Below are 13,533 nucleotides of genomic sequence, written 5' to 3'. Positions count from 1 at the left end.
CTAAACCGGAATTTGCTGTTCCCAGCTCATTCAACAAGTGGGACTCTACCTGGTAAAGTCCCCATGACTATTCACCTTCAATTTCACTCATTGCGAACTTCACTTCCTCAGATGAGAATCCCTTTCGAGTGAGCATTGCGTAAGCTTTGTTTCTCTCTTTATAGTCAGAAAGATCATAGGATTTCTTTTTCAGCTGCTCCAAACAACTTGAATAAAAGTCTAACGTTCCCTCTCGTGATAATCGCTCGACTAAATGCTCCAGTTCACTGCAATCAATCTTTCGCTGTCTAAGCTCTTGTCGAATCATGGTAAGTCCCTTGCCTTTTCGAGCGTATTTAAGCAGCTCTTTCTCGATGTCGGCTTTTTCAGCTTTGATTTCTAGATTTGATTTCAATTCATGGACTTTTGGGTGCTGAGCAATTGCCTCTTTTACTTGTTGGTAGGTAAAGCCTCTCTTCTGCAAGGCTGCGACAAGTTTCTCTTTGCTGATTGAGAAAGAGGGATAATAGTGATTAATCCGGTCAATCACGATCATCTGCTCATCGATTCTTTTTTTTTGTTTTACCTGAGAGATCGCATCATAAATCGTCGATTCGGAAATGCCTTTTTTCTTGAGCTTATCCAAAATATACGCCGAGCCAAATTCCCCGAAAAAAGCACGCTCCACGAAATGAATAGCAAAGTCTTTATCTGACTTAAGATATCCATAGCTACGCAGGTTCGCGAGAGTTTCCGAAATCCAGTCTTGATTGTCCGTTTTCACTTTCAGTTTTGCGATTAACTCACTTTCCGTCATGTCTCGCTGACTTAAGTGCCACATCGCTGAGTTCATCACGCTTTCGATTCGTGTCGCTTTTCTAATCTTTCTTTGTTCTTGTTCCATCGGTTACTCAGCCTGTCTTTCGAGGTACCTGTATTTTATCCCAACCAGCATAAAATCACTCACTATTTGCAGTATTCGCTTTTGACTCAGTTCCTCAAAGCAAACTAACAACTTCAGTTACGCTACTGACTAAAAATTGTCAGGCGATTGAAACTCGGCACTTATTGAACCAAGTGCACATAAATCAACATTACATATTATTTCGCCGTTCACTTTTCTCTAGTGTTACTAGACTAATAGTGGGTATCAACATCTAACACATTAAAATTCCAAGCGTTTCTTTCTGTTGCTATCTCTCTATTAATCAAAGCCCTATGTCTATTAGTTGTTTATGGAGAAACAATGAAGAAGTCATTCAGCCAGTTCCAATATTTTCCAATTATTGCTCTCGCCATTTCTATGGTAGTTGGTGGCTATTTTTATAACCGCACGCTCGATGACTGGCTGACTAAAATTGTGAGTAGCTATATGTATGGTCTCATTGATGATGTGTCCTATCAGATGCAAGTACTCCAGCTCGACCTATACGACATGGAAATCGAAGAGATCGACAACTTTCTAAGCCACATGCCTCAAGCCAATTTTGGACGCCGTTTCACAATCATCCACAGTTCCGGGAAAGTACTTGGAGATTCGCAACTGACAGAAAGAGAAATATCAGCGTTAGACGATCACAGTGCGCGACCAGAGATCATTGCTGCCCTTGCTGATAACGACGGTATTTCCAAACGTCATAGCCCAACACTCAACCAGGACTTACTTTACGTCGCCAAGAAATTGGAACTCCACGAAGATGGCCACGGACACGATTCCACATACGTACTCCGCCTTGCAATGCCGATGACAACCCTTTATGCAATGGCTCGAGATTTACAAATCATCGTCGTTGCATTGATGGGCTGCTCCTTGATTGTGCTTGTATTCTCGTCTTGGTACAGCAATAGAAAAATCTTTCACGTCGTCAACCAAGAAAGAGATAAGCAAGAAGAAAGAATTCGTAAAAGTACTCAAGAGATTGAATTACTCCATAGACTGGCCAATATGCTTGCAGCCTGTAACAGCATCAACGAAGCACAAAAGGTGGTCGCTGATATCGTTCCGAGAGTGTTGGGTGACATTAATGGGTGCGTCTCCATTATGCGAGAATCGCGAAACCAGCTTGAAGTAAAACTCGATTGGGGCGGAAACTGGCCTGCTAACCGAATGTATGCACCTCATGACTGTTGGGCATTACGTAAAGGTAAACACCACCTATCAAGAGACGAACACCACAATTTGCCATGTAGCCACATGAGTCAATGTGAAGAACATGGCCTAACCTTGTGTGTGCCGTTAACCGCACACGGAAATACCGTCGGAATGTTCCATTTATATTTTGGGGAGCAGGCGGTGAGTGTCGACGAAGAGACAAAACAACTGGCGTTTACTATAGCCGAGCACCTTGGTTTGGCTCTAGCCAACTTAAGCTTGCAAGAAAAACTTCGTTCTCAAGCCTTGAGCGACCCACTAACAGGGCTGTATAACCGTCGCTTCTTTGAGGAAGCGATTGAAAATGAATGGTCTAAATCAGGCCAGACTCAAGAACCTTTGTCGCTGCTCATGCTCGATTTGGATCACTTCAAGCGATTCAATGATAACTTCGGCCATGACGCGGGTGACTATGTTTTAAAAGAAGTGTCTAACCTAATCAAGCGCGTGATCGATGAAGATCATGTCGCGTGTCGGTTAGGTGGTGAAGAGCTGGCTGTATTGAGCCCAAATTGTAATGCTAAAGACGCTTTAGAATTAGCGAACGTCATTGTACAAGCAGTACGAGAGCTCCACTTAGATATGAAAGGCTTATCGCTAGGGCAACTCGGCGTTTCAATCGGCGTAACGACCTACCCAGAACTCAATGCATCCACGCAAGAAATGGTCAAAGCCGCAGACACTGCCCTATACCAAGCGAAAGACAATGGTCGAAGTCAGGCTATTCATACCAATATTTCACTGGATTCAGAAAAGGATCAGGACTCAAAAGACACTTCGGATATTTTCAAAGCGAAGAACGTCAAACCCATCAACGTTGGCAAACAATAACAACGTCAGTCAAAGGCAGGCTTATTAAGAATAAATGGCTACGAAATCGTAGCCATTTCTTTATTCAGCAAAAACTATAAGTGGTTCACCGAATCATTATTACCCTGAATATAGCTACCCAAGTGTGTTGCGAATTTGCCTTGCTCAACAAGCTCGATCACCGAACTTAAATCTGCAGGATAGGTACGTAAATCAGGTAACGCTTCTAAGCTGACCCACTCTACTGACTGAATCAATTCTTCGTCGTTCAGCCCTTGTAAGTTGTCGATGTGCGGCGTTCCCGAGAAAGAAGTAATATGATAAAAGAATTCAGCGTTGTAACGCCCAGCCGTTGTCTCCAAAAACTCGCGAACACATATCAGCTCACCGACTTCTACCTCTAGCCCTGCTTCTTCCACAAATTCGCGACGTAAACAGCCTTTGGTGCTGACATCTTCAATTTCAAATCCACCACCCGGTGGGATCCAATACTCACCACTAAAGTCTCTGACTTTAACTAATAATATCGATTGATCTTGAATCAAAATGCCTGCAGATCTAATTCGGTGTTCCACTGCCTTCATCCTTTTTGGTTGTAACCCGACAAAACTTCGAACTAAGAATCACATAAATCACTATAAGATCATAGAGTAAAGCTAAGCCCTATTGTATTCAGCGAGACAGCTGATTAAATAAAGCAGGTTTTCAATTCGTTAAAGTATTCGTATGAACTTAAGACAGCTTGAAATTTTCTACGCCATCATAAAGGCTGGCACCATATCGGGCGCAGCCAAAAACTTACATGTCTCGCAGCCCAATGTCACTCGTGTACTGTCACACACTGAACAGCAACTTGGCTTTCAATTATTTGAGCGTGTAAAAGGCAAACTGATCCCAACTCAAGAAGCGAAAGAAATGCTACCTGAAGTAGAGGGAATTTATCAGCAGCTGGGGCAATTTCGTTCACTCACAAACAAACTTAAAAAAGGCAGTTTGCACTTAAGGCTAGGTGCGCCGCCGATCCTCGCAAGTAGTTTACTGACGCCCATCATTGCGGAATTATGTGAAGATAAAAATCTGTCTATTGAAATTTCTACCGCGAACCGAAATGAACTATGCGATGCCCTCATGCGGAACGAACTCGATGTCGCGGTGTGCTTTGGAGACGACGCCCCTTCTGCTATAACCCAAGAAACGTTGATGACCGAACGCCTTTTGGTACTCGCACCTAGCAATACAATTACGCTAAACCAAGCCAATAGCGTTTCCCTGCAAGAGCTAATCGCCCATCCACTGCCAATCATAGGCTTAGATCAAAGAGACCCATTAGGCACGCTCCATCAACAAGCGATTCAACTTTTGTCACCCGATTACCACCATCAAATTACGGTACGTAGCTCAACGACTGCAGCAGAGCTCGTTAGCTATAACGCAGGGATTGCCATTGTTGAACCTTGGACAGCACGCCAATACAAACATAATCAACAAATTGACCAAATTCCGCTCACACAACCAATAGAATTCAAAGTCTCCATCCTACACGCAGAGCACCACCCTCTATCGGTTACGTCGCATCAGTTTATTGAACATTTAAAAAAGGCTATTTAACTCGTTACCCACCGCCTATAACATCATGTTATAGGCGCAAAACGAATAGGTATTCGGCTTCCCCTCCCCGTTTTTTTAAAGTGGTTCTCACACAATGAACATATCAAAGGGACCATATGTCTATTTCTCAGCCTTATTTACTTTTTCTCGGCGACGTTACCGATCCTCTGTCAGCAAAAACAGCGAGAGGAATTCTTAAATGGCGCCCCAATGCTTGTGTCGGCCAACTTCGATTGACTAATGAGACCGTCTCACTAGGAGTCCATGATTTAACGCTAACTGAAGCGTTCCACAATGGCGCTAAAACTCTGGTAATCGGAACGGCGAATGCAGGAGGAGTCATTCCCGACTCATGGAAAGACACGATCATTAAGGCGGCTGAAATGGGATTCGCGATAGCGTCGGGAATGCACCAACGACTTACCGATATTCCGCAACTCAAAGCGCTGCAGTTAGCCGGAACAACAAAACTGCACGATGTACGAAATTACGATGAGTCATTACAAGTCGGCACCGGAGTTAAAAGAACCGGAAAAAGACTGCTCACTGTCGGTACCGACTGCTCAGTAGGCAAAATGTTTGCAGCACTTGCCATCGAAAAAGCAATGCAGAACAAAGGCATCGACGCACAGTTCAAAGCAACAGGCCAAACAGGCATACTCATTGAAGGTACAGGGATTTCTGTCGACGCCGTGGTGTCCGATTTTATTTCTGGGGCTGTTGAAGCCATAAGCCCTGATTTTTCTGACCACGAATGGGACATCATAGAAGGCCAAGGATCACTCTTTAACCCTTCGTTTGCAGGCGTCAGCTTAGGGTTACTTCACGGCGCGCAACCTGATGCGTTAGTGCTATGCCATGAGATTGGCCGCCAGCACGTGCGCCACCTTCCTCATGCATCTTTGCCAAGTATTGAAGAGACACTCTCTGCCAATTTATCAGCAGCCAAGCTGACCAATCCAAATGCCACTTTTGTTGGCATATGTCTCAACACATCGTGCTTAGATGAAGAACAAGCTCGTCAGTTATGCGCCGATTGGACAGAGCAATATGGCTTACCTGTGACGGATCCAGTTAGGTTCAGCGTTGATGCCATTGTCGAATGTTTAGGTTAGGAGTCAAAAATGGATATTGAGGCTAAACATCATTCAATCAAACTCGCCGTGCCATTTAGCATATCGAGAGGCACACGAACGCATGTCGATGTCGTTCACGTGAGCGTCTCTCATCAAGGACATATAGGCAAAGGAGAATGTACACCTTATCCAAGGTATGGGGAGTCGGTGGATTCGGTGTTGAGCCAAATAGAAACCTTTCGCCATTTGATCTACGGCTCAACCGAAAGCTCACGTTTACGATTGTTAGATCAAATGCCTGCCGGGGCAGCGCGCAATGCGCTCGACTGTGCACTTTGGCAGCTAGAAGCAATACAAAACAATAGTGACTTTCCTAGCCCCCAATTCACCGTTGCACCTTCAATAGAAACCGCCATGACCGTTTCTATTGCGTCTCCTAACCAAATGGCAGCGCAAGCAAAAGGCTATATCGATAACGGAGCTACGCTTCTAAAAATAAAACTCGACGATCAGTTAATTGTTGAACGTATTAGATCGATTAGAGCCGTGGCCCCTGAAGCAAAATTGATTCTTGACGCCAATGAAGCGTGGAGCCAGTTGAACCTAGAAGCACTCTTTGCCCGACTTTTGCCATTCAATATCGCGATGATTGAACAGCCCCTTCCTAAAGGGCAAGATCAAGTGCTTAAAGATGTCAGCCGTCCAATACCGGTGTGTGCCGATGAAAGCTGCCATACAACCCAAGATTTGGAAAAGCTGCTCGGCTATTACGACATGGTGAACATCAAGTTGGATAAGTCTGGCGGGTTAACAGAAGCACTTCGACTTGAACAAGAAGCTCGGTCGCACGGATTGAAAATCATGGTCGGGTGTATGCTGGGAACGTCGTTGGCGATGAAAGCTGCACTGCCAATAGCTAACCAAGCTGAAATCGTCGATTTAGATGGCCCAGTTCTGCTTGGAATCGAAGAGATTGATGGTATCAGCTACGCCAATGGCCGTATGACTCTATAAGTATTCTTCGCCCTAAAAACAAAAAAGGCTAGCACTTGGCTAGCCTTTTTCTAACGAAAATTAGAGAGTGAATTGTCCAACTTGTTGACTCAAATCATTCGCTTTCACTTTCAACTCTTTCGCATTAGCCAAACCTTGTTCAGCCGCACATGTTATCTCGTCAGAAACACTCTTAATCTCATTAGTATTCTTCGTAATTTCATCTGTCACGTGCGCTTGCTCTTCAGCTGCCGTCGCAATTTGGCTTGCCATATCAGAGATCATCGTCACTGCAGAGGTTATTTCTTCAATGGAAAGCACTGCAGAATCTGCATCAACCACACTGTTTTTTGCTAACTGTTGGCTACTTTCCATCAACTTCACCGCACCAACGGTGGTTTGCTGCAGCGTTTCAATCGTCGACTGAATCTCTAATGTAGACTGTTGGGTACGCTGTGAAAGTACACGCACTTCATCGGCTACCACCGCGAAACCGCGGCCTTGTGCTCCAGCTCTCGCCGCCTCAATCGCCGCATTTAACGCAAGTAAGTTAGTTTGCTCCGCGATCCCTTGAATAGCTGTCAGTATTCCAGAGATTTCCTGAACATGCTGGCTAAGGTCTTCAATCACATTGGTTGCTTGACCAACTTCATCTGCGAGCTCATTAATGGAATCACGAGTCTTGCCCACCATCGCTTTGCCTTCGATGCTACTTTGCGCTGACTGCTGAGCAGCCGTTGCCGTGCTTTCTGCATTATTCGCTATTTCTTGAGTCGCACACGCCATCTCCGTCACCGCGGTCGCAACCATGGTCACTTCTTGTTGCTGATTTTGTAACTCACTTGCAGCATGTTCGTTAATCGCTAAGCTTTTCTCTGCATCCGAGTCCAGTTCAATAGATAAAGTTTTGATATGAGAAATGAGCTGATGTTGGCTATCGACAAAATTATTAAAGTTACCCGCTAACGCACCCACTTCATCATGATGTTCAACCTTGATACGTTGCGTTAGGTCACCGTTACCAGTCGCGATCTGGGCAAGCGCATCTGATACTTTACGTAATGGCGCAAGCATCACACCAATCAGCCAAGACAGTAGACTCAAACTGACAACCAGAACCACACCAGCAATCAATAATTGGCTTTGCAGCAGCTCCGTCACTTCTGCTTCCAACGTTGACTTATCAATCAACAATGTCAAATACCAGTTAGAGTTAGGAACAGGACGAGACCATGCATACTTTTCATTATTTTCTGACTCGAATTCAAACGCCTGAAGTGTCTGCATACGTTCAATCGAAGCCAAATAAGAAGGTGTCAAATCGTTATCAATCAAGGTAGAAGATTTGGTCAGTACATATTCGTCTTTATACGCGATAACCGTGCCGTCTTGGCTAGTCAAAATAGCGTAACCATTCGCCGGGAGTGACATAGCAGAAACTTTATCGACAATCGCGTTGATCGATAGATCGCCACCTACTACACCATTTTTTGCAGGAGCAGCCACGGTGACCGACATCTTGCCTGAAGCGACATCAAGGTAAGGTTCCGTTTTGATCACACCATTGTTTTGCGCCAAGCTGTACCAAGGGCGTGAGCGTGGGTCGTAAGCAGACAAGTCAATATCTGGATTGGAGCTGATCGTTGTGCCTGTATTTTTTCCATAATAGGTTAAATCAAAGCCACCAGACGTTTGCGCTTGCTTCAATGTTTCTAGAGGAGCAACTTCAACACTTTGTGCAACAGCGGTAATCGCATCTTGCTTAGTTAGAAGCCAATTACTGATCACTTCCGTTTGTAATTTCCCTACTCGGTGAACTTGGTTAGTGGTCTCCGCCAATAACATTTGTTTTTGTTCTGAATAGTTGCGCCACGTTAACAAGGTAATCACGGCGACGAGCGCTGCAGATATAGTAATCAGCGCTTTTGATTTTAACGACAAGTGTTTCATTGCAAATTTCTCTACTAGGAACAGGGCTTACTTTCGCCACGCTACGAAGCAAAAAGTCGAGCAATCCTATAGAAATATATTTAATATGCAACATACCATGCGGATATGAAGTGATAAATAAATCTAAAAAATACAAATAACAATATTAAATCCTTTATCTACAATCACTTAAGTGAAAATAACACTAAAGTGGTAATTTCAATCATTCCAATAAACTCTCCATTTAAGAGCGGAATCAAACGGGTAAAAGCCAAATTTTCGAGTTAACCTTAATCAATAAGAACAAAAAAGCACCGATAAATTCGGTGCTTCTTAGAGGGCCAAAAGGGTTTGATTACGCTTTTTCTAAAACCGACTTTTCTACTGATTTTTCTAGCAGTGCTTCTACTATTTCTTGAGAACGTACAGCAAGAATCGACAATAATGTATCGCTTAGGCCGTGGCTTGACTCACAGCATCCTTGTAAAAATATCTTAACATCGCAGTCTGATTTCATCTGAAGTTGGTATGAGCGCTCTACCGACTTGCTTTCAATCAACGGCTCAATAGAACTCAACATTTGATTGAACTCGTCATAACGGTATCCCGTAGCAAGAATAATGGCATCATATTCGTTCCACGATTGGACGTTGTTAATCGTGTCGTTTAATCGCAACGCAACTTTGTCATCTTTCAAGGCCACTTCTTGGATGTCGTGACAGCGTAGATGCTGATGGCTTCCCTCACCGGTCACTTTCTGTAAATACAGCAGTTCGTATATAGCATTCAGCTCTTCAGTATCGACAACCGAATAGTTAGTGCCACTAAATCGCGACAAAATTTGGTCACGCTGCGCTTGCGTACTTTTGTACATGTGATCAGTAAATTCAGGATCAAAGACTTCGTTTACAAACGGGCTGTCATCCGCTGGATGCATCGCAAAGCGTCTGTTCACCATATGGATCTCGCCGTCCGCGTAGCGGTTCGTTAAATCAACAAAGATTTCAGCGGCACTTTGACCAGCACCGACAATCGCGATTTTTGGTGGTTGGCTTGCATTGAACGTTTCACGCCACACTTTATATTTAGATGAGTGAATAACTTTTTTATCATCATGGCCTTCAAACTGTTTTGGCAATTTAGGTGTTCCACCCATTCCAACAATTAGGTTTTTTGCAATACGGACCGTTTTATTACCTTCAATATCTGTTGAGGTAACTTTAACTTTTGAAGTATGACCTTCTTCTTCAATCGCTTCGATATCTATAACGCGTTGTCCATAATGAACATGTGACGCAAACTGACCTGCAACCCAAGTAAGGTAGTCGTTAAACTCGACACGCGATGGATTCATACTGCCTAAGTTAATAAATGCACTTAATCTGTCTTTTTTATGCAGGTAGTTAACAAATGAGTAAGGACTTGTTGGGTTTCTAAGTGTAACTAGATCTTTTAAGCACGATATCTGCATTCTTGTTCCATCAAGCAGCATTCCACCATGCCATTCAAAATGAGATTTTTGCTCTAAAAAGCAATAAGTTAGCCCTTTATCTTTCGCTTGTTCTTCTAGCGAAATCGCAATTGATAAGTTTGCAGGGCCAAATCCTACACCGAGAACATCATATTCCTTAATTTGTTTCGTCATTTTTAACCTCATTATTATTCTTTGAGTGCAAGGCACCCTATTCCGACTGACTTTCTCAGAATGCGTTACTGAAAAAGCTATCCTTCAACTGACACATGAGCGCCGCACGTTTATGTGGAAACTCAAATTCTTTAATTTTGGCAAAGCCATATTTTTGTAAATATCCAATCATCTTGTCGTTGTCTGCTCTAGGTTCACTGACAATCTTCTCTGTTCTTGGATCTGATAAATAAATGAAATGACACACTGAAGGCAACCAAGCGTCGACCTTATGAGCTCCACGGTGAGACTCTTCGCCAACCAACATATGAATGCCTCGATCGTAGTCACCGGCCGCATAGTATGGTGCGATTCGATCTTCCTTCGTCCAGTACACTTCAATATAGGCAAAAGGCTGGTTATCTAAACAAACGATCAGCAATTGGTTTTTGTTATTTCGAACCGACTCTTCTAAGTAACAGCGATGCTCATCTAACGTGCCAGTCTGTTCCCAAAAAGCAGCCACTCTTGGGTTGTTCTGCCATTTATGAAAGTGCTTCAAATGCTTGTCGACATCCAACCCTTCAAGAGATAAAACTGCGTTGAGTTCTGGGATATAACGTTGGTAGAGCTCACCAGTAATTGGGACAGGCCTAGCCGGGTGATATCCTGAATCATCTAGAATCTGTTTATGAGGGAATAATCGATTTGGTACATTCTTCAGCCATAATTCAGCAACTTGCATCACCGACTCTCTCCATAGCACGCTCAAACCTTCTTTGGTCTGATAGCCCAATGAAGTAAGTGCTGCGCAGTTCACCTCCCCCAGTTCGATTGTTCTTACCGACCGATTAGCGGAAAACAGTAACGCAAACGCGGACAGCACTTCATGGTTTGCTACCGTCATCGCAGTGAGACGCCAATATTGTTCAGTTTCTCGAACAATCTCTACCATGCCCGAACTGACTTCTACACAGTAACGGTCTGTATTCGCTATTGAAGAAACACTCTGCCCCTCAGGCAGAGTGTTAGATGGCTGGTGATTACCAGTCATAAGTTACGCTCGCAATGACATTACGGCGGTCACCGTAGAAACAGTAGTAATCACAAGTTGCGATGTACTCTTTATCAGCAAGGTTTTTAGCGGCAACTTGGAATTTGTAGTCAGAGATGCGGTAGCTAACGGTTGCATCAAACAAAGTGTAAGAAGGCACCTTGTAAGTTTCTTCGTTGTCTCCGTAAGAATCACCGACATAACGTGCGCCAGCACCAATTGTCAGCCCATCTAAAGCTCCATCGAAGAATCGGTAGTTTGCCCACGCTGAAGCTAACTGATCAGCAATCTGTGATGGTGTATTACCTACATAATCACTGTTTGCATCAGACTTAATTTCAGAATCGATGAACGAGACGTTACCAATTAGCGTCAACGCTTCCGTAACGTTTGCAACGGCTTCAAGCTCAACACCACGGTTACGAACTTCACCGATTTGAGTCAACTGACCGGCAACTTGGCGTGCAAGGTTTTCTTTCGATACTTCAAACGCAGCAACATTAAAGTAGCCATCAAAACCGCGCGGTTGGTATTTCAGGCCTAGCTCAAATTGCTCACCACGTTCTGGCTTCGCTGGATCACCATTTTGATCAAGCTGAATAATTGGATTGAAAGACTGAGCATAGCTTGCATATGGAGTGAAACCACTGTCCATCAGGTAAGCAACACCTAAGTTCGTTGTCCACTCTTCATTATCAACCTTGGTTTTTGCACCAGTAGAAGTGTTATGCGTTTCATTACGTGAGTCATCGTACCGAACACCAACCTGCACAGCCCATGAGTTTGCAATCATCATTTGATCTTGCAGATATAGGCCAAGTTGGTTGTTATCTGTTTTCGTCGTTTGACGTTCAGACTCATCCATCGCTGCGAAGGTTGCAGGGTTTAACAGTGCGACGTTTGAACTGTATGACGGATCAAAAATATTGAATATCGGGTTAGGTATATTGCCTACACCCGGAACAGGAAGCAGACTGTTTGCATCACCAATAATTGGATCTGCAGCATAATCTTTACTGTCAATATCAATGCTTTGGTAATCTAGACCAGCGAGAAGCGTATGTTCTACAACACCTGTATTGAAGTTATGTACAACGCGGTTATCAATATTAAATGCGTTGGATGTCCCTTCTTCTGTCGAGGCTTGTCGAATGATGGAAGTACGATTTGGGTCATACGGAGCTAACGCTGTGTCGCCAACATACTGTGAGTAATACATCTGACGCAAGTTGATGTCCATTTGGCTGTAACGCGCATTTTGCATGAAGTAAGTGCGGTCATTGAAATGGTGTTCAAACTCGTAGCCTAAAGAAAGCTGTTCACGTTCAAATGTTTCCCAGTCAGGGTTGCCAACAGCAGTGCTATCACTGATTTTTCCATTAGGGTTTGATGTTAATGTTCCTTCCATTGGCAAAAATTGAAGGTACGGATCAGAATCGTCTTTTTGGTAACTGGTTAACAGAGTGATTTTCGTATCTTCTGTGAACTTATACGCCAATGATGGTGCAAGGAAAATGCGTTCTGCTTCCACGCCATCGACACGGCTGCCATTCTTACGAGCTAACGCTTGCATTCTAAATGCTAGTTGGTCGTTTACTTCTGAATTTACATCTAAGCTAAATTGCTTACGATCATCTGTGCCGAACTCTGCAGAAAATTGGCCTGAACCACCATCAAATTGTGGACGTTTGCTCACCACATTGATAACGCCGCCAGGAGGAGTTTGACCGTATAATGCTGAGCCCGGGCCACGAAGAATTTCTACACGTTCTAGGCCAAATGGGTCTATCTGCCAACTGTAGAAACCTGACGAATAAAGTCTTGTACCATCTTGATATAAACCGCTGTTTGCTTGCTTAAAGCCACGAATAACAAACCAATCTTGCTTGTTATCTTCACCAAAGTAGTTTGCTTGAATACTTGGTGTATATTGCAGTGCATCTGAAATACTAATTGAAGCGCGATCGTCCATTTGTTCACGAGTAACAATTGATACCGCTCGTGGTGTTTCACCTATCGCAACATCCGTTTTTGTTGCTGTGCGGCTACTTACACCGACATAGCTAAAGTCTGGACCGACTGAACTTTCCTCTAATTGCTGCCCTACAACAACAACCGTTTCTTCTTCATTTGCTTGAGCAATTCCTGACGCTAGAACTAAAGCGACCGCCAACGCTGTTGGGGTACGCATAAAGTGCCGATTCATATCAATCTCCTTCGTACGGCTATGAACCATTCCTAATAACAATGATAATTGTAATGATAACAATTATCATTGGTGTTTATAATTTAACGGAGTGTACCAATC

At 43.7% G+C, this 13,533-nt stretch carries 10 protein-coding genes; 4 read left to right on the top strand and 6 right to left on the bottom strand.

Annotation, left to right across the window (positions count from 1 at the left end):
• Positions 1-67 precede the first annotated feature (67 nt).
• Positions 68-832: a recombinase A gene (locus ACHUFI_RS17840; protein WP_394251649.1), complete on the bottom strand. Its 765-nt coding sequence runs from the start codon at positions 830-832 to the stop codon at positions 68-70.
• A gap of 393 nt (positions 833-1,225) precedes the next feature.
• Between ACHUFI_RS17840 and ACHUFI_RS17835 the strand changes: the two genes are divergently transcribed.
• On the top strand, positions 1,226-2,962 hold the full coding sequence (locus ACHUFI_RS17835; RefSeq protein ID WP_394251560.1) for a GGDEF domain-containing protein: 1,737 nt from the start codon (positions 1,226-1,228) through the stop codon (positions 2,960-2,962).
• Positions 2,963-3,036: 74 nt separating this feature from the next.
• On the opposite strand, the gene ACHUFI_RS17830 is transcribed toward ACHUFI_RS17835, so the two are convergent.
• The gene (locus ACHUFI_RS17830; RefSeq protein WP_394251558.1) at positions 3,037-3,516 is read right to left on the bottom strand and encodes an NUDIX domain-containing protein; all 480 of its coding nucleotides are present in this window, start codon (positions 3,514-3,516) and stop codon (positions 3,037-3,039) included.
• Between the two features lie 151 nt (positions 3,517-3,667).
• On the opposite strand from ACHUFI_RS17830, the gene ACHUFI_RS17825 reads away from it, so the two are divergent.
• The 3 genes from ACHUFI_RS17825 to dgcA all read left to right on the top strand — a co-directional run bounded on the left by ACHUFI_RS17825 (position 3,668) and on the right by dgcA (position 6,639).
• Positions 3,668-4,549: a LysR family transcriptional regulator gene (locus ACHUFI_RS17825; RefSeq protein WP_394251556.1), complete on the top strand. Its 882-nt coding sequence runs from the start codon at positions 3,668-3,670 to the stop codon at positions 4,547-4,549.
• Between the two features lie 116 nt (positions 4,550-4,665).
• Entirely contained in the window at positions 4,666-5,664 is a 999-nt protein-coding gene (gene dgcN / locus ACHUFI_RS17820) for an N-acetyltransferase DgcN (protein WP_394251554.1), read from the top strand.
• 9 nt (positions 5,665-5,673) lie between these two features.
• Positions 5,674-6,639, top strand: a complete 966-nt coding sequence (gene dgcA, locus ACHUFI_RS17815; RefSeq protein WP_394251552.1) for an N-acetyl-D-Glu racemase DgcA — start codon at positions 5,674-5,676, stop codon at positions 6,637-6,639.
• 60 nt (positions 6,640-6,699) lie between these two features.
• Here dgcA and ACHUFI_RS17810 read toward each other — a convergent pair whose 3' ends face one another.
• The 4 genes from ACHUFI_RS17810 to ACHUFI_RS17795 all read right to left on the bottom strand — a co-directional run bounded on the left by ACHUFI_RS17810 (position 6,700) and on the right by ACHUFI_RS17795 (position 13,416).
• Complete coding sequence (locus ACHUFI_RS17810; protein WP_394251550.1) at positions 6,700-8,568, bottom strand: methyl-accepting chemotaxis protein; 1,869 nt, start codon at positions 8,566-8,568, stop codon at positions 6,700-6,702.
• 334 nt (positions 8,569-8,902) lie between these two features.
• Positions 8,903-10,192, bottom strand: a complete 1,290-nt coding sequence (locus ACHUFI_RS17805; RefSeq protein WP_394251548.1) for a lysine N(6)-hydroxylase/L-ornithine N(5)-oxygenase family protein — start codon at positions 10,190-10,192, stop codon at positions 8,903-8,905.
• Between the two features lie 55 nt (positions 10,193-10,247).
• A complete protein-coding gene (locus ACHUFI_RS17800) occupies positions 10,248-11,225 on the bottom strand; it encodes a GNAT family N-acetyltransferase (RefSeq protein ID WP_394251546.1) in 978 nt (325 codons plus the stop codon).
• Positions 11,215-13,416 (bottom strand): TonB-dependent siderophore receptor, encoded by a 2,202-nt coding sequence (locus ACHUFI_RS17795; RefSeq protein WP_394251648.1) that lies wholly within the window; start codon positions 13,414-13,416, stop codon positions 11,215-11,217. The genes ACHUFI_RS17800 and ACHUFI_RS17795 overlap by 11 nt, the downstream gene beginning before the upstream one ends.
• Positions 13,417-13,533 lie beyond the last annotated feature (117 nt).

This window comes from Vibrio profundi (assembly GCF_043642225.1).
Taxonomy (GTDB): domain Bacteria; phylum Pseudomonadota; class Gammaproteobacteria; order Enterobacterales; family Vibrionaceae; genus Vibrio; species Vibrio profundi_A.
The sequence above is the reverse complement of the archived record's forward strand: the minus strand, read 5'-3'. Positions and strand labels throughout refer to the sequence as shown.